This is a genomic window from Desulfotomaculum sp., assembly GCF_982386235.1.
Genome location: NZ_CEVWQM010000030.1, coordinates 1 through 26,252, shown reverse-complemented (window position 1 = coordinate 26,252; position 26,252 = coordinate 1). Strand labels below are relative to the sequence as shown.

The 26,252-nt window shown below is 48.5% G+C and carries 21 protein-coding genes; 3 read left to right on the top strand and 18 right to left on the bottom strand.

Annotated elements, in window-relative coordinates:
• Positions 1-75 precede the first annotated feature (75 nt).
• From AC1U9Z_RS15350 to uvrC, 4 genes are all read right to left on the bottom strand, one after another.
• Positions 76-1,401, bottom strand: coding sequence for a gluconeogenesis factor YvcK family protein (locus tag AC1U9Z_RS15350; protein WP_479958226.1), 1,326 nt, complete (start codon positions 1,399-1,401; stop codon positions 76-78).
• Between the two features lie 13 nt (positions 1,402-1,414).
• Entirely contained in the window at positions 1,415-2,284 is an 870-nt protein-coding gene (rapZ, locus tag AC1U9Z_RS15345; RefSeq protein WP_479958225.1) for an RNase adapter RapZ, read from the bottom strand.
• Positions 2,285-2,660: 376 nt separating this feature from the next.
• Positions 2,661-3,464 (bottom strand): Cof-type HAD-IIB family hydrolase, encoded by an 804-nt coding sequence (locus tag AC1U9Z_RS15340; RefSeq protein WP_479958224.1) that lies wholly within the window; start codon positions 3,462-3,464, stop codon positions 2,661-2,663.
• Positions 3,465-3,767: 303 nt separating this feature from the next.
• Positions 3,768-5,618: an excinuclease ABC subunit UvrC gene (gene uvrC / locus AC1U9Z_RS15335; RefSeq protein ID WP_479958223.1), complete on the bottom strand. Its 1,851-nt coding sequence runs from the start codon at positions 5,616-5,618 to the stop codon at positions 3,768-3,770.
• Between the two features lie 463 nt (positions 5,619-6,081).
• On the opposite strand from uvrC, the gene AC1U9Z_RS15330 reads away from it, so the two are divergent.
• Genes AC1U9Z_RS15330 through AC1U9Z_RS15320 form a run of 3 tightly spaced genes read left to right on the top strand, consistent with a single transcriptional unit; the run spans position 6,082 to position 8,895 of the window.
• The gene (locus AC1U9Z_RS15330) at positions 6,082-6,735 is read left to right on the top strand and encodes a TetR/AcrR family transcriptional regulator (RefSeq protein WP_479958222.1); all 654 of its coding nucleotides are present in this window, start codon (positions 6,082-6,084) and stop codon (positions 6,733-6,735) included.
• The gene (locus AC1U9Z_RS15325; RefSeq protein ID WP_479958221.1) at positions 6,725-7,723 is read left to right on the top strand and encodes an HlyD family secretion protein; all 999 of its coding nucleotides are present in this window, start codon (positions 6,725-6,727) and stop codon (positions 7,721-7,723) included. Before AC1U9Z_RS15330 ends, AC1U9Z_RS15325 begins: the two co-directional genes overlap by 11 nt.
• A 14-nt stretch (positions 7,724-7,737) precedes the next feature.
• A complete protein-coding gene (locus tag AC1U9Z_RS15320; RefSeq protein ID WP_479958220.1) occupies positions 7,738-8,895 on the top strand; it encodes an ABC transporter permease in 1,158 nt (385 codons plus the stop codon).
• Between the two features lie 169 nt (positions 8,896-9,064).
• Here AC1U9Z_RS15320 and AC1U9Z_RS15315 read toward each other — a convergent pair whose 3' ends face one another.
• From AC1U9Z_RS15315 to AC1U9Z_RS15250, 14 genes are all read right to left on the bottom strand, one after another.
• Positions 9,065-9,394, bottom strand: coding sequence for a Nif11-like leader peptide family RiPP precursor (locus tag AC1U9Z_RS15315; RefSeq protein ID WP_479958219.1), 330 nt, complete (start codon positions 9,392-9,394; stop codon positions 9,065-9,067).
• A 17-nt stretch (positions 9,395-9,411) separates the two neighbouring features.
• Positions 9,412-9,768, bottom strand: coding sequence for a Nif11-like leader peptide family RiPP precursor (locus tag AC1U9Z_RS15310; RefSeq protein ID WP_479958218.1), 357 nt, complete (start codon positions 9,766-9,768; stop codon positions 9,412-9,414).
• Between the two features lie 95 nt (positions 9,769-9,863).
• Positions 9,864-11,063, bottom strand: a complete 1,200-nt coding sequence (locus AC1U9Z_RS15305) for a radical SAM protein (RefSeq protein WP_479958217.1) — start codon at positions 11,061-11,063, stop codon at positions 9,864-9,866.
• 38 nt (positions 11,064-11,101) lie between these two features.
• Entirely contained in the window at positions 11,102-13,798 is a 2,697-nt protein-coding gene (locus AC1U9Z_RS15300) for an NHLP bacteriocin export ABC transporter permease/ATPase subunit (RefSeq protein ID WP_479958216.1), read from the bottom strand.
• Positions 13,799-13,820: 22 nt separating this feature from the next.
• Positions 13,821-15,989 (bottom strand): NHLP family bacteriocin export ABC transporter peptidase/permease/ATPase subunit, encoded by a 2,169-nt coding sequence (locus AC1U9Z_RS15295; protein WP_479958215.1) that lies wholly within the window; start codon positions 15,987-15,989, stop codon positions 13,821-13,823.
• Between the two features lie 19 nt (positions 15,990-16,008).
• On the bottom strand, positions 16,009-17,289 hold the full coding sequence (locus tag AC1U9Z_RS15290) for an NHLP bacteriocin system secretion protein (RefSeq protein ID WP_479958214.1): 1,281 nt from the start codon (positions 17,287-17,289) through the stop codon (positions 16,009-16,011).
• Positions 17,290-17,316: 27 nt separating this feature from the next.
• Positions 17,317-18,459 (bottom strand): ABC transporter substrate-binding protein, encoded by a 1,143-nt coding sequence (locus AC1U9Z_RS15285; protein WP_479958213.1) that lies wholly within the window; start codon positions 18,457-18,459, stop codon positions 17,317-17,319.
• Between the two features lie 29 nt (positions 18,460-18,488).
• A complete protein-coding gene (locus AC1U9Z_RS15280) occupies positions 18,489-19,205 on the bottom strand; it encodes a hypothetical protein (RefSeq protein WP_479958212.1) in 717 nt (238 codons plus the stop codon).
• The gene (locus AC1U9Z_RS15275) at positions 19,202-21,607 is read right to left on the bottom strand and encodes an MFS transporter (RefSeq protein ID WP_479958211.1); all 2,406 of its coding nucleotides are present in this window, start codon (positions 21,605-21,607) and stop codon (positions 19,202-19,204) included. The genes AC1U9Z_RS15280 and AC1U9Z_RS15275 overlap by 4 nt, the downstream gene beginning before the upstream one ends.
• A 17-nt stretch (positions 21,608-21,624) precedes the next feature.
• Positions 21,625-22,785, bottom strand: coding sequence for an ABC transporter substrate-binding protein (locus AC1U9Z_RS15270; protein WP_479958210.1), 1,161 nt, complete (start codon positions 22,783-22,785; stop codon positions 21,625-21,627).
• Positions 22,786-22,823: 38 nt separating this feature from the next.
• Positions 22,824-23,948 carry an alanine racemase gene (gene alr / locus AC1U9Z_RS15265; protein WP_479958209.1) on the bottom strand — a complete coding sequence of 375 codons (1,125 nt, stop codon included), beginning with the start codon at positions 23,946-23,948 and terminating at the stop codon, positions 22,824-22,826.
• Between the two features lie 27 nt (positions 23,949-23,975).
• Positions 23,976-24,209: a DUF2442 domain-containing protein gene (locus AC1U9Z_RS15260; protein WP_479958208.1), complete on the bottom strand. Its 234-nt coding sequence runs from the start codon at positions 24,207-24,209 to the stop codon at positions 23,976-23,978.
• 477 nt (positions 24,210-24,686) lie between these two features.
• Positions 24,687-25,970: an IS110 family RNA-guided transposase gene (locus AC1U9Z_RS15255; RefSeq protein WP_479958207.1), complete on the bottom strand. Its 1,284-nt coding sequence runs from the start codon at positions 25,968-25,970 to the stop codon at positions 24,687-24,689.
• Positions 25,971-26,055: 85 nt separating this feature from the next.
• Positions 26,056-26,252, bottom strand: a 197-nt coding sequence (locus tag AC1U9Z_RS15250; protein ID WP_479958206.1) for a hypothetical protein, incomplete at its 5' end; no start/stop codon positions are given.

Here is a 26,252-nt window from a genome sequence, read left to right as displayed (position 1 = left end):
AGGCACCCGGGGGGCCTGAAGGCTCAAGACTCATGGCTCATGGCCGACCCATAAGCAATACCCATAAGCCATCTGCTACTCCCTTGCCCTTGATGGTTGGTAGATTTTTACTGGGGTTCGCTCAAGGGCTGCGGCTTTGGAGTCGTAGATGATTTCCATAATGGCTTGGGCTAGTTTTTCTGGTTGGTGGCGGACTAGGTTGCTGTGTTGTACCAGGTGCCTGGGCCAGACTTTAACGCCTAGTTTGGTTAGGGCTGCTGTGTCTACTTTGACCGGAATTGCGCCCTTGGTACGATATTTTTTGAGCATCTGGCCGGGGATTGGTTCGTTGTTGACCAGGATTTGATCCACGATAGGACCTGTATGGTCAAAAATGGCCTTGAGGTGCTGTTGGGCTGTGTAGCCCTGGGTTTCGCCTGGTTGGGTCATGATGTTGCAGATGTAGATTTTCTGAGCCTGGGATTTTTTGATGGCATCGGCAATGCCCTCCACCAGGAGGTTCGTAATGACACTGGTATAGAGACTGCCGGGACCAAGAATAATCATGTCGGCCTCCCGTATGGCCTCTAGGGCTTCAGGTAGGGGGCTGCATACTTCTGGCTTAAGAAATAATCTTTTTATTTTGCTTTTACTGCTGGAAACGTTGCATTCTCCATAGACCAGGGATTTATCCGCCAATTCCGCTCCTAGAATGACATTTTCCAGTGTCACTGGCAGTACTTGGCCGCGGATGGCCAATACTTTAGAAAGGGCGTGGACAGCACCGTCGAAGCCGCCGGAAACGTTGTTTAGGCCGGCCAGCAAAAGGTTGCCCAGGTTGTGCCCTGCCAATTCACCGCTTGGGAAGCGGTATTGCAGTACTTCCTCCATTAGACTTTCTTTGTCAGCCAAGGCGACAATACAATTGCGGATATCTCCGGGTGGTAAAATACCGAGGTTATCCCGCAATCTGCCGGAGCTGCCGCCATCATCGGTAACTGCCACTATGGCCGTAATATTGCTGGTATACTCCTTGATACCCTTTAATAGGCTGGATAGCCCCGTGCCCCCACCGATGACCACAATCTTGGGGCCTTTTTTGAGGGAACGATGCTGGTAAAGGGTTTCTATCAAGCGTTCCGGGGGGTCTGGTCGAATCACGGTCATGATGGATTTAAGTCCCATTTTAAAGCTGTAAAACGTCAGACCTAAACCACTGGCTGCTAAAGCACTGCCAATTAACCAGCCGGGCACTCCGACTAATTGATTGGTCAGGGCATCCAGGGCCAGACCCAGCATTCCTGCCAGCTGTCGATCCAGTAAAGCCAAACCCAGCCCCAGCATAAGGACCCCCACCAGGGCTAGGAAAACCCAGCGTTTGACATTCATTCCAGGTACAAACCATTTGAACAAATAAGCCAATTACTCCACCGCCCTACACTCGCATGATATCCCGGTGCCTTACATTAACACGATAACCTTTTTCCTTTAATATATCCCCCAGCTTATTGGCCAGGGTTACGGATCGGTGCATGCCACCGGTGCAGCCGATGGCGATCATTAAGGTGGCTTTACCCTCATTTTGATAATGAGGAATGAGAAACTGAACAAAGTCAGTGAATTTTGCCATGAATTCCTGGGTTACATCCTTGGACAGCACATGTCGCTGCACCGGTTCGTCATTGCCGGTGAGACAGCGCAGTTCGGGTATATAGTGGGGATTGGGCAAAAACCGCACGTCTATAACCAGATCGGAATCCAAAGGAATACCATATTTATAGCCGAAGGAGATGACGGTAATTAACAACTGATTGGTGCTTTCCCGATCACCGCCAAACTGGGTAATGATTTGATCCTTCAACTGGCTGTTGGTGACCGTGGATGTATCGATGATTTTGGTTGCTCTGCCGCGAATTTCCCGCAGCAGTTCCCGCTCCTGCCGGATCACCTCCAGCACTTCCCCTTGCGTATCCAAGGGATGGCGGCGACGAGATTCTTTATAGCGACGTACCAATGCTTCATCGGAAGCTTCCAAAAATAATATTTCATACCAGTAACCCTGTTCGGTCAGTTCATTTAATACTTCGATGGCCTGGTGAAAGAAGTCGCCGCCGCGGATATCTACCACCAGGGCAACTTTTTCTACTTTGCCGCTGGATTGGGACACCAACTCTGCAAATTTGGTGATCAAGGCCGGAGGTAAATTGTCAACACAGAAGTAACCTAGATCCTCTAAACTTTGCACCGCCTGGGTTTTCCCCGCACCGGACATGCCGGTAACAATTAACAGACGTGGACTGGTCACTTCAACACCCCCCTTTGAATCAGACATATGCTTGATTTCTTCTATATTGTAAACTGTTCGATTAATTTAGGCAAATGGAAGCTTGCGGCTGTCTGTTGGAGGGGGGATATAACTTTATTATAGTAGGTAGGAGGGAGAAAGGTGCTGGTTTAGTTGGAAAGCTAGTTAGCGGGAAAGTTGGAACATAGAAGATTGGGTAGTGGGGGTATGTGGGGTTTTTGAGGGATCTTTGATGGGTGGGGGTCAGACCCCCGCTAGATTCGACGCGTTATCTTTCTGCGGGGGAGGCTCTCTTAAGATCCTTCGCTATCCGCTCAGGCTGACAGGGTGGTTCTTCCGCTGTCCAACTTTCTGCTTTCCGCTTTAAGGGTTCCAACTAAAAGCCAAAAACGAACTTCTCGATCACTTCGGCTACGCCGTCGTGGTCGTTGGAGCTGGTGATGTAGTCGGCTAGGGCTTGGACGGTGGGGTCGCCGTTGGACATCGCTACACCGAGGCCGGCGTATTGGAGCATTTCCAGGTCGTTGGGGGCATCGCCGATGGCGATGATTTGGTCTGGGGTTAGGCCCCAGTCCTTGGCCAGGGTGTCTAGGGCATGCCCTTTGGTGGCCTGGGGGTGGGAGAACTCCAGGAAGTGGGGCTTGGATTTGCATATATGTAAGCTGGTGCCGTATTGCTTCGTCATTTCTTGTTCCAGTTCATCCAGTTCTTCTGAGCTGCCCACTAATAGTACTTTGGTGGGTGCTTCTTTGAGAAATTCCAGTAAGTCACCCACCGGGTGGGCGGGGATGCCAGAGATTTTTTGGTAGGCTGCGGCCTCTGGGCTCATTTTTTCTACGTAGAGGGTATCGTTGACGTAGACGTTGATATGGTAGCCCAACTGGCGGCCTCGCCGGATGACCTCTCTGGCTGGGTCCAGTGGTACTGGGCGGTGAATAAGAACTTCATCGGTTTGGATTTCTTTGACTAAGGCCCCTTGGTAGGTGATGAGGGGCAGGTTTAAGCCTAGTTCTTTAGCGTAAGGTAGGGCCGAGCAGTACATGCGGCCGGTGGCCAGGGTGATGTGGATGCCGGCGTCTTTGGCTCGCTGGATATATTCTTTGTTGCGAGGTGAGATTGTTAGGTTCGTATTGAGTAATGTATCGTCGAGGTCGATGGCAATTAGTTTGTAGTTAGGCATGGGGTGTGTCTCCTTTCGTTTTGGCCATGGGCCATGGGCAGTTTTGCATGTAATTGTTTGGGGTCTGTTTGGCTGGGGCGCCTAGGCGTTTTGGGCTATCCCTGATGCGTATGGGGACAGGCCCCTCAGGGGGGTCTGGCTTTGGGGGCGGGGACTGTCCCCGGCGGTTCGATGGATTGTCTTTCTGCGGTAGGTGGGTGGCCTTGGGCTGGGAGCCCTTTTTTATGGCCTGCGTCCCGACCCCTAAGGAATACCCCCAAGCCAAAAAGCTCATGGCTCATGGCCCACGGCTAGACCCATCATTCACTCCCTAAAGTAATCATATACCGCCTGGGCGGCTTTGGTATTCATGCTGGGGATTTTGGCTAGGTCTACCACGGAGGCTTGTTTGATGGATTCTAGGTTTTTGTAGGCTTTGTATAGTTCGCGGCGGCGGGTGGGGCCGATGCCGTCGATTTCGTCTAGTAGGGATTTGAGGTTTCTTTGGGTTCTGAGCTTACGATGATAGGTTACCGCAAAGCGGTGGGCCTCATCCCGGAGTCGCTGGAGCATTTGCAAGCCTTTGGATTCCCTGGGCAGCCGGATGGGATCCGGGCGGCCGGGGGCGAAAAGTAGTTCTTCTTCTTTGGCCAGGCCAAAGGTGGCAATCTGGGCGAAACCTTGCTCTTGCATGGCTTCCCTGGCCGCAGAGAGCTGACCTTTGCCGCCGTCGATGATAACGAGATCCGGTAGCCTGGTAAATTTGGCTTGTTTGGGGGTGAGTTCTCCCCTGGCAATCTGCTCTTGCTCTTCCTGGGCCCGGGAAAAGCGGCGGGTGATCGTTTCGTGCATGGAGGCAAAGTCATTGGGGCCTTCGACCCAGCGGATTTTGAATCTGCGATATTGATCCTTTTTCGGGCGGCCTTCCTCAAAAACCACCATGGAGGCCACTGTTTCAGTGCCTTGGATGTTGGATATATCGTAGCATTCCATGCGGTGAGGTGGTTTTTCCAGACCCAGGCCAGCCATCAGTTCGGCCAGGGCACCATCCACTGCTTCCCGGTTGGCCTGCCGCTGCAGTTGGGCCTGCTCCAGGGAAAGCAGGGCATTTTGGGCAGCCATTTCCACCAGTTTGTGTTTATCACCCCGTTTGGGAGCCTTGATCTGAACCTTACTGCCGCGGCGTTCGCTAAGCCAGGAGGTTAGTAATTCTTTATTGTCAATGTCTTCGGATATCATTATCTCTGCCGGAATAAATTCCGTTTGGTTATAAAACTGTTGGATGAAGGTGGCCATAATTTCTCCCCGTTCCAGGGTATCTGTGCCCTCCAGGAAGTAATGTTCCCGGCCGATGAGTTTGCCCCCCCGGATGAAGAATACCGTCAGGCAGGACTCGTCAAAGCCCCGGGCCATGGCGATGACATCCTGATCCACCAGGTCGGTGGAAACAATTTTTTGCCGCTCCACGATTTTTTCCACTGCCAGTAGTTGATCCCTCAGTTCGGCTGCCTTTTCGAATGCCAGGTTTTCCGCCGCCTCCTCCATGCGCTGGCGCAGACGTTTCATTAAATCCTCCTGCCGCCCCTCCAGAAAAAGTATCACTTCGTTGACTGTCTCCCGGTAGGTCTGACGCTCCACTAGATTGCAGCAGGGTCCCAGGCAGCGTTTAATATGGTAGTTAAGGCAGGGTCGATCCCTGGGGCTTAGCTGCCGCTGCTTGCAGGTGCGCAGGGGGAAGATTTTTTTCAGCAGCCGCATGGTTTCGTTAACAGCCCCCAGGTTGGTAAAGGGGCCGAAGTAGCGGGCACCGTCCTTGAGAACCCGGCGGGTTAGAAAGACCCGGGGGAATTCTTCTTGGCTGGTGACTTTGATGTAGGGGTAAGTTTTATCGTCCTTTAATAGAATGTTGTACTTAGGTTGGTGTTCTTTGATTAAGTTGTTTTCCAAGATCAGGGCTTCCATTTCGGAATCCGTGACGATGAAGTCCAGATCCACTGCCCGGTTGAGCATGGCCTTAACCTTGGGTGACTGTTTGGCTACCCCGGTAAAGTAGGAGCGAACCCTGTTTTTTAGGGACAAGGCCTTGCCTACGTAGATGATTTGGTCGTTTTCGTCTTTGTATAGGTAAACCCCTGGGCGGGATGGGATGTTTTTGATTTTTTCTGTTAGGGGCAAGGGTGGTCACCTCCGGTCATATTAGCCGTCAGCCTTCAGCCATCAGCCGTGAGCTTTTTTGCATGTTGGGATATGGGGTTTTAGGAAAACCCGTAGGTTTAGTTGTCTTACATAATGACATTATATCTAACGTAATATATAACATCAACGGTGGGGGTTTTTCTTGACAATGGGTTGGGGGTGAGTCAAAATAGAAATGGAGTAAGTAACTAGTTAGTTACTTGGGTTGGAAAACTTAGTGTGGGGATTTTGGTGTGGGGAGCATAGCTGGTGGGGTTGGGCTTGGTTCGTCGGGAGCCAGGCACCCTCGGTTTCCTATAGCTGATGGCTGATAGCTCAGGCCCAAGATCCAAGAACCACGGCTGACCCCAAAGGAATACCCATCAGCTAAAGGCTGATGGCTGACGGCTAAGGGCTGATGGCTAGACCCGAGAGAACTACAGTATAAGAACAGGGTGATAACATGAACGACGAATTTTCCCGGGCTGAGGAAAGTAAACAGAGAATACTGTTGGCGGCTGCGGCGGTTTTTGCTCGGAAGGGGCTGGATGGGGCTCGGGTGGATGAGATTGCGGGGGCGGCTAGGATTAATAAGAGGATGATTTATCATTATTATGAGAGCAAGGAGAATCTTTATGTAGAGGTGCTGCGCTATAATTGTCAAAAGGTTTATCAGCTGAGTAAAGGGTCTTTTATGGCGGGGGCGGATCCTAGGGAGAATGTGGCCCGGGCTTTGCGGCAGTATTTTTACTTTTTGGCTGGGGATGAGGAATTTGTGCGCTTAGTTAGTTGGGAGGCCTTGAACCGGGGGAGCTACAGCAGTAGGGTACTACCTATGTTGCTGGATATTTTCCAATCGGATCTGGGGCAGATTTTGGAGGATGGTATTAGGCGGGGGTACTTTCGCCCGGATCTGGATGTTCAGCAAACTCTGCTAAGTGTTCATGCTATGTGTCTGGCCTATTTTGCTCGCCGGGAGATGGTGCAATCCCTGTGGCCCGGTGACATGATGTCTGAAGAAATGCTGGAAGCACGCTGTCAACATATCCTTGATTTTACTCTGAGCGGGATCTTGCAAAACAAGGGGGAAAGGAATGGGTATATAAATGAAGTCTAAGCAAAAAAGCCTCGCCTTATTATTGGTGATCTTACTGCTTTTGGTAAGTGGCTGTGCCTCAAGCAAAAACTCTGAAGAGGATATAACCGGGACTGTGGAAGCCCGGGAGGTGGATGTAAATACCAAGATTCCCGGGCGGATTGTCAAATTGCTGGTACAGGAGGGTCAGACAGTAAAGGCCGGGGAGCTGTTGGCCAAGGTGGATGATGAAGATTTAAAGGCCAAGGAAGCCCAGGCCCTGGCCGGTATCGCTGCTGCCAAGGGTGATATTGCCAAGGCCAAGGCGGGCAGTGCCTTGGCTGCCGGAAGTACCCAGGCTGCGGTGCAAAAGGCCGAGGCCGCTTTGGCCAAGGCCAATGCCGATGCTACTTTGGCCAAAAAAACCTACGACCGCATGATGGAATTACATAAGGCCCAGGCCATCTCTGATCAGCAGATGGACAGCAGTGAAAAGGATTATCAGGCGGCACTGGCCGGCGTGGCAGTGGCCCAGAGTGATCTGGCCAATGCCAGGGCCTCTCTCCTCCAGGTGGATGTCTACCAGGCCGATGTACAAAGGGCTGAAGCAGCTCTGGCCAAGGCCGAAGCAGATTTGCAGCAGGTTGCCCTAAATTTAAAGGAAACCGAAGTCAAGGCCCCCATTTCCGGCACTGTTACATCGCTCAATGTAGAGCAGGCCGAAATGGTTTCCACCGGCTTACCCTTAATGACTGTAACGGATTACACCGACAACTGGGTCAATGTCAAGGTAAAACAGTCGGTGTTAGATAAGGTAAAGTTGGGTCAACAGGTCAGTCTTACACCCGTTGCTATGGACACAAAGAAATATACCGGTCAGATTGTCGATATCAGTCGAAAACCGGAATTTGCCACCTCCCGGGCCACCAACGACCGGGGTGAAAAGGATATTGTGACTTATAATATGAAGATCAAGGTGAACACACCGGAGCTGCGCCCTGGTATGAGTGTTCAGGTCAAATTTGAGTAGCCGGGGGGTTGAAGATGGGTAAAATCCTTAACATAGCCTCCCGGGAATGGCAATATATTCGAGGGAATAAAAGGCTGCTGCTGATTATGTGCTTTATCCCCACCCTGTACATTTTGCTGTTTGGTATCATGTACAGCAACCATGTGGTGACGGATATTAAAACTGCTGTGCTGGATTATAACCAGACCAGCACCAGCCGGATGGTGGTGCAAGGTTTTCAGGATTCGGACAAGTTTGCCGTGGTAGAACAGGTGACCAGCGAGGATGCTTTACGCCATTTGCTGGAGACCCGTCGGGTCAATGCAGCTCTGGTGATTCCGGAGGATTTTGCTACCCTGGTAAAAAAGGGGCAGGGGTCAGAGGTGCTGGTGATTGCTAACGGCACGAATATGCTTTATAGCAATGCGGTAATGTCTGCGGCCAATGAGATTGTGGCTACCTTGTCGACTGGTATCAGCATCAAGGCACTGGCAGGGGGTCAAGCTCTGCTGCCAGAAAAGGCCGCCTCCACCGCTCTGCCGGTAAGCTATCGTCTGAGGGTGTGGTATAACCCCGCCTTTAACTATACTAACTTTCTCCTGGTGGGCCTGGCTTGTACTGCCCTGCAGCAGGTGATCCTACTTTATATGGCAGTGGCCATCGCCCGGGAAAAAGAATTGGGCACCCTTTCGGAATTGGCCACCGGGGGTTATCGGGCTTATCAGGTGGTACTGGGAAAAATGATTCCTTATTTCCTGTTAAACATGCTCAGTGCCCATGCGGTATTGGCCCCCTGCTTTACTGTTTTTCAAGTTCCTTTCCGGGGCAGTTACCTGGTGCTGCTGCTGTTATTTACTGTGTTTATTTTGTGCATCTTAACCCTGGGGATTTTCCTCTCCATTATTTGTAAAAACGAACTGGAGGCCACCCAGATTGCTATGCTGGTGGCGGTTCCCTCCTTCCTCTTTTCCGGCTTTACCTGGCCCATAGATTCTATGCCCCTGTTGGCAAAGGTTATTTCTTACATCCTGCCGCTAACTTATCTGGCCTCGGATGTGCGGGATATTGCTTTGATGGGGATCGATTTGTCTCTGGTGCTGCCTAGTATTCTGGTGTTGACGGGACTTTTTGTGGTACTGCTGCCGCTTTCGATTTTCTGTTTTTGGCTGCAGTATCGGAAAGAAAGTGGCTAGCTTTGCCTTAGCTTTTAGCTTTTGGCCGGGGTTGAGCTGTTTGAACGGAAACTTATACCCATTGCTTAAGGCCATGAGCCCACGGCTCATGGCCTATTAACCTACCCTTTCATATTACTGATGACGCTAAAAGTTCACTCTGATTTGACTTATCAACTTTAGGTATTATTTACCATTTAAATGATATCGTCGGCAACGGCAAACTATTATACATAGACTCCACTTTGTTGATTACATTTCTGCTAAAATCAAATACATTAAAACCACCGGCTACACTTTCCAACTCATCGTCAGATAATTCACTCTGACTTGATTTATCTAAGGCCTTATAGATAATTTCCTTGGAAGCCATAATATCTTCCATCGTCAACTCAAGGCCCACAGCTGCGGCCAGCTTTTGTACATCCTCAGGACTTTCGGTATTAAAGGCCTTCTCCGCAAATTCAGCATCACTGGCTAGTTTCTCCAGGAACAGCTCAATGTTGTTTTCGTTTGCCATAAGTATACCCTCCCTCGCTACCATTTCCAGGTTTTAATTGAATCCCAGACCACAGGGATAACTGCTGCACCTATTGCACCGGCAACCCCAATCCCTGCAACAATTAGGGCTGTGGTGGTGGCTGGTTCAATTCCACCTGCAACAGATTCAAGTTCATCATCGGATAATTCACTTTGATTGGCTTTATCTAAGGCTTTATAGAGAACTTCCTTAGATGCCATAATGTCATCCATGGTCAGGGGGATACCAACTTCGTTGGCTAACTTTTGAACATCCTCGGGGTTTTGGGTTGTTAATACTTTCTCCATAAATTCCTTATCTTGACCTATTTTTTCCATAAACTGAATAACCATCGCTTCATTAACAGTAGACATGAAATAACCTCCTAAATAATTTTATTTTTTGATGGCAATAATTAAATTTTAAACATACCCCCTTCCCTGGTTTTTTCAGGCGTATAAGTTGCTCATTATACCCTCTTGCGGACAACACAGTGCTGGCTGCCAGCAGCCATTTGTTGCTGTTCCTTGATGCTGCTGCCCCGGCAAGAGTGACAGGAAGCCTGAAACTTACACTCAGCGCAAGGCTCTGTAAGATTATTGATGGTATGCCTCAGTTGGTGCAAAACTTTTGAGTTATACCAATAATCCTTGATGCTCTCATTTTTTTCTAGATAGGGAATATGGCGACAGGGGGAAAACTGTCCATTGACGTTTAGTGACATAATCAACCGTCCGGCTTCACAGCCAATTTTTATCGGTGGCTTATGACGATTAAGATAGGCCAGTAGATTAGCAAAACAACTTTCAACGATTACCGGTAATCCAGGCTCTTGATACTTTTCCAAAAACCCTGCCAACTGGCGGAAGGATTCTTCTTTCAAGTAACTTTCCGATTTATAGCTGGCGTCAGATTTTAATACCAGGATGACAATTTGTTGAGCCCCCAGTTCCTTAGCCAGCTTCACCACATTGGGGAAATCTGTCACATTATCCTCCCTGGCCACCCAATTGATATAGTAGGGTGTCTTGGTTGCCTTTAACAGCTGCATGGCAGCAATGGTTTCATCGTAGGCATCCCTGGATCTGGCATGGATTTCCTTGGTTGAACCATTGAGGGAGATATACAAATCATTTAACCCGGCATTTTTTATGGCCGTCAGAAAAGTCAAGTTTAATCCTACCCCACTGGTGGCCAGGGCAGAAATCATGCCCAGGTCACGGATATAAGCAATGGTTTCCAACAGATGCGGATAGATTAAGGGTTCACCTCCACTGAGGGAGATACAGGGAATATCCAGCCAGGCCGCCTGCCGCAGGAATTTAAACAGCACTTCTTTATCCACATCCTGGCCGTTAAGATCGCAGTAGCATTGGGGACAGTGCAAGGGACAGCGGGTCGTAAGCTCCACTTGCATTTGTTCTGGATAGATCAAGGAGTAGGGCGGAGATTTTATTTGGGTGCATTTTTTTAACAGCAGGAGAAGTTTATCTTTATCCTCTTCCTTGATAATATTTTGTTTATTAAGCAACCGAATTACCTCATCTGACTCACCATATTTAATCCACCTAAAAAGTGATTTTAGCCCCTGCCCAAGGAGATAGCCCCTCTTACCCTCCGCTGTATAATAAACTAGGGCACCTTGTTCAGCGCGAAAAATTGGTTTCATGGGCATTTCCTCCGTAAGACTATTTATTTCCCCTTGCCCTAGGCCAGTTGACGCCGGGCTAATTCGGCAAAAACACCCTGTTGACCCATCAATTCTTCATAGGAGCCGTCTTCGACGATGCTACCCTTATCCATCACAATAATGCGATCGCAATTCATCACTGTGCTCAGGCGGTGGGCAATGACCACCCTGGTGGCCTTTAAGTTCTCTAAACTCTGGCTGACAATGGCCTGGGTCATATTATCCAAGGCACTGGTGGCCTCATCAAAGTAGAGAATTTTGGGTCTATTGACAATGGCTCTGGCTATGAGCAGCCTTTGCCTTTGACCACCGGACAGAGTGCCTCCCCCTTCACTGACCACCGTGTGCATTTTCATGGGCATTTGTTCGATATCTTTATCTAAGCCAGCCATCTTGGCCGCTTCCAAGGCATCATCCATGGTTAAATTGGGATTGGAACCCACAATGTTGGTAAATATATCACCGGACATGAGCTGGCCGTTTTGTAATACCACCCCTAATTGTTTGCGCACTGCCCGAATATCTACCTTGGATAGATCCTGGCCATTGTAGTAAATTCGTCCATTTTCCGGTTTTTCAAAGCCCAGCAGGAGCCGGAACAAAGTGGATTTGCCGCTGCCGGAGGTTCCCACCAACCCAACATATTCACCGCTATGGATACGCAGGGAGACGTCCTGTAGAATCAGAGGCCCATCTGCCTTGTAGCGGAAGGACAGATGACTTACCTCAATTTCCCCGGTCAGTTCACCGGGCTGGCTCTTGGCTTCATCATACTCCGGCAATTCTTCCAGAATCGGTTTGGCCCGCTCATAGAGGGGGATAATCCCATTGACAGCTAACACAGAATTAGATAAAGAGATCATATTGCCCATAAAGCTGCCAAAGGCAGCGTTAAAAGCAATAAATTTACCGGCACCCATGGGGTTTTCCATATTCTGCAGCAGGACATAAAAAATCACCATGGAAGTTATCAGAGGGAATACGGAATTAAAGGTCACCAGGATATTGGCTATCCGCTCACTTTTAAAGGAGATTTTTCTCTGCTCACCAAAATCCTTGGCCCACAGATAAAAGGCTCTCTTTTCTGTGCCGGAAACCCTAAATTTACTGACTCCACTGAACACTTGCAGTACAAAACCAGCTATTCTGTTGGAAATGTCCACGGTTTGCCGTTCATAACGGATCTGGAAATAACCCAGCCCCAAGGTAACTAAAATGGCTATCAGTACCAGCAGAATGGCGAATAAAGCCAGTTTGACATTGTAGTAAAAAAGCAAACCCAGATTAAAGACCGAAAAGGTAGCCGTAATAATTGAGTTAATGGTCACCCCGGACAGCATTTGGCGAATGGTACTAATACCCATGGCCCGCATGGCCAGCTCACCGGAGGAAAACTGCCGAAAGAAGGGTGTTGGCAGGCTCAGCAAACGATCCCAGACCGCTGCCTGGATGGAACCTTCCATTTTCCCTTCCAATCTCAGCATGGCAATGGAACGGGTCAGTTGGAACAGCATGGTGGCCAGGGCACTGGCAGCCAGGATAAAACTAATTTGTAAAAGTTGTGTCTGTTGACCTTGGGGAATGATACTGTCAAAAATAACCCCGGTGGCCATGGGAATCAGCATACCCAGGATGCCACCCAGGGCACCCATGAGAATAATCATCACTAAATCTCGCTTCCAGGTGCTGTCAAAGCCAAAACGCAATAGATCCTTGTAGTTCAGAGCTTTGTTGGGGAAGGGGCGATAAAAGGTGTAAGCAAAGGGTTTCACCCCCTGGGCCAGCTGCCTATTTACCTTTACCTTGATCCCCTTGGCTGGATCATAGAGCTGGTACTCAGTGGGGGAGAGAGGCAGCAGGGCCACCGGGCGATTATCTTCCTCCAGATAAGCAATCAAGGGACCATTGTCTCGCAGCCACCATTCTCCCCTGAGGGCCACCTGCCTGACCCTGGCCTGGGAGGCCCTGGCAATGTCACCCAGTTGGTCCCTGGACGGTCTTTCCTGATATTGGAGGGGCGTCTTGATGTTTATCTGCATGGCTTTACCCACCATTTGAGTAACAGTGAGCAGTGCATCGGCCCCCACGGTTTCTAGCACTGCATCTGCCAGTTGGTTTTGGGAAACTGCGGCCAGCTTGACAATGGCCTTGCGCATGAAGGTCTGATCATACTTTTCTCTTTCTTTAAAGCGCCGCTGCTCCTGCTCTATCCGTTCCCGGGCCTGTTGACGAATGCAAAGCAAGATGGCCTCATTCACTGCCTTCAGGTTTGCGAGGCTTGCTTCCCCTTGCCATTGGTTAATGAGAGCACTTGCTTGTTGATCCCTTGTTACGCCATTTTTTGCCAACCGCTCAACCCATTGGCTAATTAAAATGTAAAAGTCATTTTTCGTTGCCTCGTCTATAAAATCCGTAAAGTGTTGTTCTAGTCTTAACTGTTTGAGCACCGTGCCCGTTGAACCGGCAGCCAGCAGACCAAATTTCGTACTTTCTCCTTGGGGAGCGACACCAAACAAAAGCTGGCCTGGCTTGACTTCCATTAGAAAGTTTCTTTTGCCCACCGGTTGGTCAGCTTTAACTTCGATATAAAAAAGATTTACCGAGCCTTGCTCCACCAACCAAACACTGGCTGTATCCGTAAGCAGCAGGGGCTTGTTGCCTTCCACCGGAAGGGTAGTGCCCTCCTTGCTGAATAAGTCCAAAGGTATCTGCATGGGTTCACCTCCTTGACCAAAACTAGCTGGCACTGATTAGTTCCGCATAATGACCGGGTATATTCTTTAACTCATCATGAGTACCGCGCTGAATAATCTTGCCCCTTGCCAGGACGATGATTTCGTCACAATCCCGAATGGTACTGAGGCGGTGGGCCACGATGATACAGGTACAACCCCGTCGGCGAATCGCCTCATCCACCCTCTTTTCCGTAGTGGGGTCCAGGGCACTGGTGGCCTCATCCATAACCAGGATAGAGGGATTGTTAACCAGAGCCCGGGCTATTTCCAGCCTCTGTCTCTGCCCGCCGCTAAAGTTGTTGCCGCCCTCTTCCAATAGGTGATCGTAACCGCCGACCCGGGCTGTTATATCATCGTGGATACAGGCATCCTTAGCTGCCCGAATGATATCCAACTCAGAAATGTTTTCATCCCACAAAGTAATATTGTCTTTGATGCTGCCCTCAAACATGCTGATATCCTGATCTACCACCGCCAGGGATTGATTTAACACCGGACGCAGCATTTCGGTCCGTTCTTTACCGTCAAAGAGAATTTGGCCGGACCAGGGTTTGTAGATACCCGCTACCATTTTTGCTACGGTGGACTTGCCGCTGCCAGAGCCGCCAACCAGAGCCACCCGGCAACCAGGCACCAGGCTTAAACTAAAGTTATCAATGAGGGGTGCTTCCAAAGGACTGTAGCCAAAGCTCAGATCCTTGATTTCCACATAGCCGGCTAGCTTTTGCTGCCCGGCCAGTTCCTCCACGGTATAATTTTCCTTGGTCTGGTCATCAATTGGGTATTTGAGCACGTCGTCCAATCGATTCATGTCACCTTCCAACTCCTGCACTTTGCTCCCCAGGTTAACCAGGCTGGTCACTGGATCCATAAAGCTTTGCATCAAACTTTGAAAAGCCACCAGCATACCGATGGTCATTTCCCCTCGAATAATGAAGTAACCCCCTAATACCAGAACAATGGTATCGGTAATACCGGATAAGAATTCGGGGATCACTTGCAGTTTATTATTGGAAACACCCATCTCCTGTTCTGCATTGAGGGACTTGGCTTGATAACCGGACCATTTGGCAAAGAAGTCAGACTCCGAGCCGGTGGCCTTGAGGGTTTCGATAATTTGCAAACCAGACATAGAGGTCCCCACTAATTTGCCCTTGTCCTGCAGTAATTTACGGTTTTGATCGACCCTTTTTTGGGAAACCACCCGTAGATAAACAATATTTAAGGCCGCAACCACCAGACCCACCAGGGCTAAAAGGATGTTATATTGCAGCATTAAGATAAAGTAGAAAACAATGGTGATTAAACTGAGGGCCGTGGTGGCCAACTCCCCGGATAATACCTTGGCCACTTTATCGTTGCTTTGCATCCGGGAACTAATGTCCCCGGCAAACCGCTGATTGAAAAATTCAATGGGTAACCGCAGCACATGCCATAAAAATTGTCCCGAGGTACTGAGGGCAATTTTGGTTTCCAACCGCAGCAGGTAATACTCCCGAAACCAGGTCAGAATACCCCTGAGGATAGCAGTGATTGCCATACCCCAGAGCAGCGGTACCAGCCAGTTTTGTTTATTAGCCAGTAAGATATCGTCCACAAAGATCTTAGAAAAAATCGGAATAACCAACCCTGGAATAACTAGCGCCAGGCCCACCAGAATGACATAGGAAAGGGCTATTTTAGAACCCCTCACCCGTTTACCCAGGGCCGCAATGATACTGGGTTTGCTGCCAATTTTTTTAAATTCCTGCCCCTTGCCAAAGGTCAATACGATACCGGTAAAGGACTGGTCAAACTCCTCTTCGGTCACCGCCCGGGGTCCGTCCGCCGGATCATTGAGATAAACCTTGCCATTTTTAAAGCCTTCCAACACTAAAAAGTGATTAAAATTCCAGTGCACAATCATGGGCCCCGCCATATTCTTCAAAGAATCGGGATCCTTACGAAAGCCCTTGGAGTCCAGGCCATATTTCCTGGCCGCCCTCAGGATGTTGCTGGCCTTACTGCCATCCCGGGATACACCACAGGCAATGCGCAATTGTTCCAAAGGCACCCAGACCCCATGATAGGCGAGAATCATGGCCAGGGAGGCAGCCCCGCACTCAACAGCCTCCATTTGCAGAATGGTGGGAACCTTCACTCTTTTAGCGGTGCTTTTTGTTTCTGCCATTTGTCATCACCCCTTTTCCCTATATGGGGAGATATTTCTTAACCAAAGGAATAACCATGCGAATGGGCTGTTGTTCCTGTACGGTGATGGAACCGGTACACATGGTACCGCTGGAAATCAAGATCGGTGGCCCCTTGGGGGTAGACCATTTGTAGCCGCTGACTGTGGCGGTATCCACGATTAAATCAACATGTACTTCCAGGGGGGCACCCTGACCTGCCAATTGTTTTACTAACTCCTCATTGCCCAGGGTATTCATCATCGCCTGACCTGTGGCGGGGTACTCCGAAACAGATACCACCCGACCCAACAGAAAGCCGTGTTCTTCCTTATTGACAATGGTGGGGGATATTTGCGCCGTCATACCTGGTAAGATCTTTTTACCTTCCTGGGCAGGTATGTATAATACCGCTTCCAGACCCTGAATAGCTTCCCCGGCCTTTTCAATGCTCACTATTTTGCTGCCCGGTTGGATCAAATCACCCTGGTTGACGATAACCTCCAGAACCCTTCCTTCTTCTTCGGATACGATGGCCGATTTGAGCTGCAGTTCATCCTGAGCCTTTTTAATGGCTTCCTCTGTATCAGTAACTTTGGCTGAGATGGTGGATAAGGTGCGATCCACTGCCACCTCTGCCCCCTGGGTTTGTACTTGCAGTAAGGAAAGTTCCTTTTGGGCGTTTAACAATTCATCCTGGGGGACAGCCCCGGCTTCAACTAGCTGAGTAAGCCTTGCCACATCCGATGCTTGTTCCCGCTCATTGATTTGGTACTGTAAAAGCTGGATTTTGGCATTGATCAACTCATGCTTGAGGTCGTTAAATTCCTCTTCATAGCTGGAAGTAGCCTTAGCCTGCTCAATTCGTCTGTTCAACTGCCGCAGTTGCTCCAATTCATTTTCCATGCTGCCGCCGACAGTGGTAAGCTGTACTTGCTGCAGTGCTTTAACCTGACTCAAGACTGCCTTCAAACCATTGATTTTTTCCACTAATTCATATTGATCAATTCTGGCCACCACGTCGCCCTTTTTCACATAATCTCCGGCCTTGACCCGGACATCGGTTATTTGCCCGGCACTGACATGCACCAGATTGAAAATGCCGCCGCTTTTTACAATGATGCCCTGTCCCTGGGTTTTGGAAGGAATACTGCCAAAGATACTCCAAAAAACAACCGTAACCAGGATAGCAGCAATGGCGAGCAGGGAAAACCAGGCCCTTGGTGCGGTGACGGTGATCATTTGATCCAATTGTTCCGGCGAAGAAAGTCTTTCTAAGGACACCTTGCGAAACACACTCATTTTAGCCCCTCCTTTCCAACTGACTGATTACTTTTCAGGCAAATATTCAAATTGGCCATTTCTTACTGCCTTTTTAAAGACATCCTTATTGGTGATGGTGCCGTCTTCATTAAAGCCAATGCTGTCACCAACGCTCTGCCAGCCCTTGGTATCCCTCAGGGTAGCAGCAATATCCGCTGGCAGGGGGCTGTCAGCTTTATTAATGGCGTAAGCCAGCAACTGGATCGAGTCATAACCTTGAATGGCCCAGACATCTGGTTTTTTGTGATACTTCTGTTCAAATTTCTTGATAAAACTTTGCACACTGTCTTTTGGGTCTGTGGGGTTAAATATGGTGGCCAGGACAACTCCCTCGGCATCTTGGCCCAGGGTTTCAATGAAGTCAAAATCCAGACCATCGCCACCCAGGATGGGTATATCCCGGCGATGCTTTTTCAATTCTTGAATAAACAGTCCGCCATCAGGCATAGAGCCTGCCACAAATACCGCATCGTAATCCAGGGCTTCCCATTTATCCATATTGCGTTTAAATTCGTTGCTATCAATGAAGCCATTGATGCGATCCACAATGAGAATACCCTTTTCCCTGGCCACATCTTCAAAGGCGTTGGCCAGGCCTAAACCATAGGGAGTATTGGAGTAATAGATGACGATATTTTTATACCCCCTTTGGGCGGCATAAAGAGCCATTTGTTTGCCTATTTGGGCATCACTGGGGATATTTTGAAAGACATGTTGATAACCCCTTTGACAGAGCTCGGTGTTGGAAACCACCGGCGAGAGCATTACCACACCGGCATTCTCATAAATAGTGGAGGCAGGCAGGGTTATATGGGTATGCCAGTGCCCAATGATCGCCATCACCCTGGGGTCATTGGCAAAGGACTGGGCCACGGTGGAACCGATGATAAAGGTACTTTCATCGTCACCCAGTTCAACCTTTAGCTGCCGTCCGGCTGCCCCACCCTGGGCATTCACTTCCTCTAAAGCCAGGTTAATACCCTCCATAAAATCCGTGGTATCAATCAATTGCTTGGGACCGGCAATACCAAAGACAATTTCATGGCTGATATCCTTGATCCAATCTGCCCTTTCCTCGGCCATATTTACTTCGCCGAAACATCCCGTAAGCAAAAACATCGGTAGTATTGCCAATAAAACAAACCTCATAAACACTCCTCCCTTTATCTGACCAGCCCTTACGTAATGGTTCGCCTTCTGCCATATAGTATCTGTACCCCCTCTGGACCCTGTCTGGGTGCAAAGCCGATGTAACCTGCCCGGAGTAACTTCTGCTGGGCGGCTAAATCATTCGGCGGCACTGGGATTACTTGACCCCTGTCTAGCTGCAGCGGCCGATCCATATTCTGAAACAGAATATAGCGCCAGTAATGATTGTATTTTTGCTTGAGATCTACGATTAGCAGGCCTTGCTTCATTACTGCTTTCAAGCTGGGGTAATTAGCCGGGGCGATGGTGGAATACAAGTACCTCCAGCGACCCAGGGGTTGGGCCAGTTGGCCCAAATGCTTAAACATCCGTCGTTGTAAATCGTTGCCTCGGTAGTCCGGCGCAATCAGGGTAATCTCCAAATGGGTTACCTTGGACAGTTCTGCCTCAGGCAAACCATATTCCCGGCCTAAATTATCCTCACTGTGGCCCGGAAAGCAGAGGGCACAAAAGGCCACCAATTTCCTTTTGACGATAACTCCCAGGGCTAAGCCCTGGCCTGCCAGAATGTTTTTTATTTCTGCCTTGGTTAAACAAACACATAGTTCTTTTTTTCCTAAATTTGACAATACCAGAGCCTGCAGGGCCTCTATGGCGGGCAAATATTCGGGATCCAGTAAAATCATTTGAAAGGGGCAGACCCCGGTGACTGCTTCAATTAATGCTCCTGTTTCTACAATCCTCACAGACCCACTCCCTTATCAGGTTTATTGCTCAACCCACCTCTTTGCCGATTGGTTAGCCAGAACAAACCCAGCAAAACGAAGGAAACTACCCCAATGGCTCCCACTCCCAAAATACCAAAGGCTAAGACACCGCCAAAGAGCAGCGGCCCCGACATTTGGCCCATTTTGCGGATATTGTCGTAATAACCCAGGGCCTTACCGGAACCAACCCTTTGGGTAGCTTCCAGTCTTAAAAAGTAATTATTTTGGGCCAATAGGCCAAAGCTTTCGGCCACACCCAGTAAAACCACCACGATGAAGGCCGTTAACAAAGTGGCCTTGAGGGAGAACAGCAGAAAGGCCAGAATAATGATGAGGCCAGATAGCAGTATGGAACCCCCGGGGCTCAGGTATTTACTGGTGTATTTACCCAGCAGGGGACCTAAATAGACAATACAAAGACCATTGAGCATAAAGGCTCTGCCGACGTTAGAGGTTGAAGCCCCCATGCTTTCGGCAAATAACGGAAAATAATAATCCAGAAACATACTGCAAACAGTTAGGGGGAACACAATGAGCAGGAAAAAGGTCAATACTTGCTTGTTGCCAAAGAAGCTCCACAGACCTCCGCCGCTTCCCTGACCCACCGCCTTAGCCGGGGCACAGGCTTGACCTGCCAGGGCTGTATCCCGGAAAAAGGCCAGGGCAAAAAGTACCGCCAAAAGCATAAAGGCCAAAGCAACAAAGAAAACCTGGGAATAGCCCATCCGGTCTGCCAGCATGGCACCGATTACCACACCGTTCAGCAGACCGGCGTACAGCCCGGCGGTCATGGCTGTAAAGCCCTGGCTTTTGGCTTCATCACCGGGTAGGGTATTAATAAAGGAACGCAGGGAAATAGCTGAACAACCGTAACCAATACCCACAATACCCCGGGCCAGGATAAATAGCAGGGGTTCCCTGGCCAGCCCAGACAGGGCCGTGCCCACGGCTAAAACAAATAAACCAGTAAAGAAAATCTTGCGCCAATCATATTTATCCACCAGATAGCCTGCCACCACCGTGGCAAGGCCGGCGGCTAACATTTCCATTGAAATAGGTAAGCCCAGGACGACATTTTTCGGCAGACCCAGGAACGGCTGATAAATTTCCTTCATCAACAGGGGGATAAAGGCACTGGGCATAAACACGGCGAAGAACAGCACAAAGGAAAGAGGCCGCATAATACCCGGTTCGAAAAGACTGCTGCCCCCTTGGGCCGGAGCTTTTTCCCGCTGCAGCCAGCGATTTAAGAAGATTAAGAGAAATAGGGTGGTTTCCACCATGATGATCAGTGAGGCCACCAACACCGTTAAGCCGTCCAGAATGACAGCTTGTAATTTACTATTTAAGTAGCTTTCGGAAATTCGTACCGATATTTTGGCACTATTATTTTGGCTATCCTTAGCCAGGTGCAAACTGGTGCTCAGGTCATCCCTGGTGGTTTCGGAAATTGCACTGCCGGCCGTGGTGTATAACACCTGATTATCGGCACCCACCAGATTGATCCTCTCAATTTCCGGTACCCCTTTAACAATGCGCTGCATATAGCTTTCCAGGTCATACAGTTTGCTATAGGGCACCCCTTTGTTGATGACATAATTGATATCCTTTTGCATAATTGCCGCACTGATGGCCACAGTTTCCCGGGCTATTTCCCGATAGGCCTGCTTAAACAGCTGGTAGTTGATGGCACTATAAATTATTTGCACCACACCCAGGATGGCAATAAAGCCGGTCAGCATGTACTTCTTATTAATTTTGTTGTCCACCACCAGGGGTGCTTTCTGCACAAAGAAATACAGCCCCAGTAAGGCCAAAGCTGCTAAGAGGGCCAGATAACGTACTAATTGGTTTAAGTATTTTGCTGTGTGTTCACTGATAACCCTCTCATCAAAGAGGAGATCCAAACTGCCGATCCAAGCTGCCTGAGCATCACGAATGGGAATGATGGCATGGTATTTGCCTCCATAAAGGGTTGAGGTAAAGGTATCCTCTCCTTTGTCCGGCTGGAAATTAATTTGTTGTTGTATATCCTGGGGCAGTTTTTGACCTTGCACGGTACCATTCTGGTCATAAAGGATACTGCCGTCAGGCAGGATAACCTGTACTGCTTCCAGGTAATCAGAGTTCTTTACTTTTTCCGACAGCAACTCTTCAATACCAAAAAAATTTGTTAAGGGCTTACCATACTTCACCGCATATTCAATTTTTCGTACTGTTTCTTGACCGGAGACGGCGTAACTGGAGATCAGGGAGTTGGTATAGTTTTTTTGGAAGGAAGCAATATTGAGGCCGCCGGTAAAACCCAACACCAGGATAATTAAAAGAATGGCTGAGGTTAGCATAACGATTTTAATTTTTTTCGATCGAACTTCTGCCATGGTGCTTCACTCCCATCTCATTCGGCAATATTTGGATATAACTCATCTGCCACCAATAGGATCTCAAAGGGTGCCTGGTAACCAATCCTTTCAGCCGTTGCCAGGTTTAATAAAATATGCGGGGTACTTCTGAAGATCTGGGGCAGTTGACCCGGCGGGGTCCCCCTAAGGATTTTCGTCAAGGTAGCTGCTTCAAAACGCCCAATATTGGTATTGTCATCGATGGTTATGCTCATGAGCACACCATATTTCACCTCACTGCCCCCCAGCTGAGACAAAGTAGGGATTTTCTTATCGTGAAAGGGTTTTAATAACTGGGGTAACTTCTGGGAGTCGATGGCGGCCATGGTAATATACATGGCATCAACTTCCCCGGCTAATTTCCGGTAGGCCTCTGCCAGCTGCCGGTAATAGCGTTCGGTATTGCCATCCATGGTTGGCTCAGCCACATGATAGCTTACTACCTCAAAGCCTCTTTCTTTACCCAGGGCCATGGCATCATTGACGGCGGAATAACTGCGGGCTGCGGCGGAGTTTTCATAGACCATCCCCAATTTTTTAAAATTGAATTGATCGTGAAAAACCTGTAACTGACGGTAGAACCTCGTGGAGTCCATATGGGCCCATACATGCGGAATGCCGGAGGTTGCTTCGTCTTTCACAATATTGGAATCAACCGCGTTGCTGGCGGACATAACCATGGTGGGTATCCTATGTTGGTCAGTGGCCACCACTGTGCCCGCATAGGTGCCCATAACGAATACCAGATCTAAATCCTTTTTTTCCGTCAATCGCTGTATAACCTGATTGGCCAATTGCGGATCGGTGCTGAGGGTATAATGGGCATCGGACACAAACTCCAGGTAAGGGCTCACCCCATTGGCGGCCAGCCATTGCCACATCATATGGGTGTCTTGCTGGCCAGGCTGATAAGGCAGTGCCTCTAAACTGCTAAGCCAGCCTAATTCCTCCAGTCCCCGCAGCAGGTGGTATAAATGGGAGCCGTAGTTAACAAAGGATTCACTTTCTATATAGCCAATGCGCCATTTTTTTTGATTATTAAGCTCAGGAGCCTTCGTCTTATCAATTGGGGTGGGTTCAGAGGGGTAGGTCAAGGTAAAAATCAGGCCTAGGGCCAAGGCCGCACCTAATATGAACTTATTTATGAATCTGGACATCTTCAATCTCTCCCTCACTAAAGCCATCCTCTCTTCTGCTATGAAATGTACTTTCGCTCTACGGATTTGTTTAAGAAACAAATACTCTCACAATGGGTTGTACCTATGTCAATTTTTTCTGCTATATCCTGCACCAGGATGGCCTCTTGCCCCTGTCTGCCAAAAATCACCACCTCGTCTCCCACCAAAGGTTTTTGAGGCAACTGGGTTATATCAATCAGGGTGTGACTCATAAAGGCTTTACCCACGATGGGTGCTCGGCTGCTATTTATCAGTACTTCACCACGCTTGAGGAATAACATAAAAAAGGCATTACTATAACCCACCGGGATAACTGCTAACTGAATGGGTCCGTTGGTATTGACCTGGTAGCCATAGCCCCATAGCTCCCCACTGGAGATTATTTTTGTTTCTGCTATTCTGGTTTTAAACTGCATAACTGGTTTTAAGGGTTCTAATTGATTGAGGAAGGAGGGCAGACCATACATACTGGTACCTGGTCGCACAGCATCATAATGGGCCTCTGGCAGGCGCAAAATTGCCGGACTGCTGGCTGCGTGAATAAGGGGAATAGTTATACCATGCTCCTTTAATCGCCTTAGCAGAGCATCAAATCTGGCTAAATCCTTGGCTATGGCCTCCCGATCATGCCCATAGGAAGAGGCTAAATGGGTGAAAAGCCCCTCGATTTCCAACCAGGGATACTGTTTAATTCTTTGTACAAAACCAAGGCAATTTTTTAAAGAAACCCCTAAATTACCTGAGTTAATTTCAACCCGTACATGTACCTTTAAGACCTTTTGTTTTTCCTGGCAGGTGCTGGCTAAATCTCGACAAAAGGAATCAGTATAGACCATGGGGGTAAAGCCGGCTTCCACCACTGGTAAAATTTCTTCCCTGGAAGCAGCCCCTAAAATAAGTATGGGTGCCTTTACTCCTGCCTGCCCTAGTTCCTGGGCCTCTGCCACACTGGCCACTGCCAGCTGGTCAACACCCTGTCCAAGAATACTCTTAGCCACTGCCACCGCTCCATGTCCATAGGCATCGGCCTTTACTACACCAATGATCTTTCGCTTTGGCCCGATTTTTTGGCGAATTACTTGGAGGTTATGGTTTAGGTTGGTTAGATTGATTTCGGACCATACCAATTGATTATGCCGCACAGTTTACACCCTCCGGAAAATTCTTCTTTATCTTTCAATTCTATTGAGGATTTCATCGATGGTGATTTCACACAAACTGTCCCAGACAAGGGTATTTTCATATTCCACCCTGACTCGCTTAAACATGTTTAAATCCCTAAGTCCGGAAAAACGCAAGGACTGCAGCCTGGATCTCATATCGTAAATAATCTTGTGTTGGTTATTAAGCTCTATCAACAAAGTATGGTCATCATTAGGTATCACTCTTACAACCTTTGGCATAGTGAACCTCTCTTTCTTAAAAAACAAAAAACCCGCTACGGATTTACCATAGCAGATTTTTCTAGCACTTCATATTATCGCATGAGATACATTTTATGGGATAGTTCCCCGTGCCGCCAGCGGCACCAGCAGAGGATGAAAAATTGAGCGACAGCGAAGGATCTTGGTGCTAACCTATCAATGAAGGCAGAGCACAAGGGGACGGTTCTTTTGTGTTGTTCTATAGAGCAACACAAAAGAACCGTCCCCTTGTGCTCCCACAATGGATCTCCACATGTACCCTTGTGGTTAACCCTCCCACGTCTCACGGGGTCCAATAATGGCCCTTACATTCCTTCGTTCTACCTCTCAAGGGGTGGAGGCCAGGTATGCTCCTTTGCTGGGTCATGCCCGTATGGAAAAATTAGTTCCCGGCTTCCCCGTGCTTCGTTTGTCTGTCCAATTCATTGTGAATAAGTGTTAGTATTTAAAAGCCTTTTAAGCAGCTTCCTGTAATTGAACTTGGCGTACAACGCCTAATACTTGCTCTGCATCATATGGAGTTTGTTTACTGCCTATGGTGAACAAAATGCGAATAAGTTTTCCACAAAGGGCAACTATGGATTGCTTTTTCTTTAAGGGGTTTTCATGCCTTGTTATTAAATATTGGTGAATGGCCTTAAACTCTCGGTTTTTTGCAACCATGACTAACACAGTCTTAAATAGCAAGGCCCGCAGACGGGGGCGCCCCCGTTTACTGATTCGTGATTGTCCCTTGTGCTTACCAGAACTGTTCTCTTTTAGGTTTAGGCCTGCCAATTTTATAATTTGTTGCCCATGTTCATAGCCGTTTAAATCGCCTACTTCTGCAAGAAATCCGGCTACTGTAACAAAACCAACTCCTGGAATTGTCATCATTTCAGCGCTCCCAGGTATTTGCTGAAGTAACACTTGAACTGCTACCATCAGGGTTTCCATTTGTTTACAAAGGATGTTATATTGTTCAAGTAGCATCCTTATTTCATGACGGGCAAACTCTATCCCTGTGGATACTCCAATAGATTCCCTAGCAGCCTGCATTAGTTTGTTAGCTCTTTTTACACCCACTGCCCGTTTGATCTCGGTCTTCCACAAGGCCACAATGGCCTCTGTACCTGTTTTGACAACCTCCTGAGGGAGTGGACAGTTATTTAATATCATCAAGGATGCTTTGCCTTCCCAATCCTTAAAAACACTTGTGTACTCAGGGAAGTACCTGTCCAGCCAGTTGTGGATTCTGCCTTTTACTCGGTTAAGATCTTGATTCAGCCGGTCTCGCTGAACCATTCCCACCCGCAGCTCCGCATAGACACCTGTGGGTAAGTTGGGTTCTGAGTAGCGACCATCTTTTACTAATTGGCCAATTACCCTTGCATCCTTGATATCGTTCTTGGTCGGCGAGTTATCATCTAATTCCTTGCTTCTCTTAACATGAAGAGGATTTACCACTACCACTGGTACGCCTTCCCTGCGTAAAAACTCAGCCATTGGTAACCAGTAGTGTCCTGTGGGTTCGATGCCTACGAGTGCATGATCCTTACCATACTCTAACATTAGGGTTCTAATCCAATGCATCAGCTTGGTTAAGCCTGCCCTAGTGTTGTCAAAGACCAAGCGTTTCCCCAGCTCGATACCCCTAAAATCCTGGGCACGTGCCACATGCTTTGATTTGGCAATGTCAGCACCGATAATTAAAGTTGATTCTGTCAGTTGCTCAATTCGCTGTTTTTGTTTATAATTCACTTTGAAGTGCCTCCTGTGTGATTAAATTAGGGGTCGGTCGCCTAGACAGCTCGACACCCAGTATATTACAGGAGGTGCTTCTTTTTTACAAAGGCCATTTTATTTCCTTACAGGAATGCTCCTTTAAATTTTCATACAACCCATTGTAACCGCGTTCCAGATGATATTTAAAATCCATATACCGACCGGAAATAAGGAACTCGTAATCTGTGCGCATATCCTCGTCAGAAGAGTAAATTACCTTTCCTTGGCTGATAATTTCAAAGGCTATTGCAAGGGGGG

Bases quoted from the DNA above. Each gene is read 5' to 3' on its own strand.
- AC1U9Z_RS15340 (WP_479958224.1), bottom strand. From the start codon at position 3,464: ATGCCTAACTACAAACTAATTGCCATCGACCTCGACGATACATTACTC.
- AC1U9Z_RS15330 (WP_479958222.1), top strand. From the start codon at position 6,082: ATGAACGACGAATTTTCCCGGGCTGAGGAAAGTAAACAGAGAATACTG.
- AC1U9Z_RS15325 (WP_479958221.1), top strand. From the start codon at position 6,725: ATGAAGTCTAAGCAAAAAAGCCTCGCCTTATTATTGGTGATCTTACTG.
- AC1U9Z_RS15320 (WP_479958220.1), top strand. From the start codon at position 7,738: ATGGGTAAAATCCTTAACATAGCCTCCCGGGAATGGCAATATATTCGA.
- AC1U9Z_RS15315 (WP_479958219.1), bottom strand. From the start codon at position 9,394: ATGGCAAACGAAAACAACATTGAGCTGTTCCTGGAGAAACTAGCCAGT.
- AC1U9Z_RS15310 (WP_479958218.1), bottom strand. From the start codon at position 9,768: ATGTCTACTGTTAATGAAGCGATGGTTATTCAGTTTATGGAAAAAATA.
- AC1U9Z_RS15305 (WP_479958217.1), bottom strand. From the start codon at position 11,063: ATGAAACCAATTTTTCGCGCTGAACAAGGTGCCCTAGTTTATTATACA.
- AC1U9Z_RS15300 (WP_479958216.1), bottom strand. From the start codon at position 13,798: ATGCAGATACCTTTGGACTTATTCAGCAAGGAGGGCACTACCCTTCCG.
- AC1U9Z_RS15295 (WP_479958215.1), bottom strand. From the start codon at position 15,989: ATGGCAGAAACAAAAAGCACCGCTAAAAGAGTGAAGGTTCCCACCATT.
- AC1U9Z_RS15290 (WP_479958214.1), bottom strand. From the start codon at position 17,289: ATGAGTGTGTTTCGCAAGGTGTCCTTAGAAAGACTTTCTTCGCCGGAA.
- AC1U9Z_RS15285 (WP_479958213.1), bottom strand. From the start codon at position 18,459: ATGAGGTTTGTTTTATTGGCAATACTACCGATGTTTTTGCTTACGGGA.
- AC1U9Z_RS15275 (WP_479958211.1), bottom strand. From the start codon at position 21,607: ATGGCAGAAGTTCGATCGAAAAAAATTAAAATCGTTATGCTAACCTCA.
- AC1U9Z_RS15270 (WP_479958210.1), bottom strand. From the start codon at position 22,785: ATGTCCAGATTCATAAATAAGTTCATATTAGGTGCGGCCTTGGCCCTA.
- AC1U9Z_RS15260 (WP_479958208.1), bottom strand. From the start codon at position 24,209: ATGCCAAAGGTTGTAAGAGTGATACCTAATGATGACCATACTTTGTTG.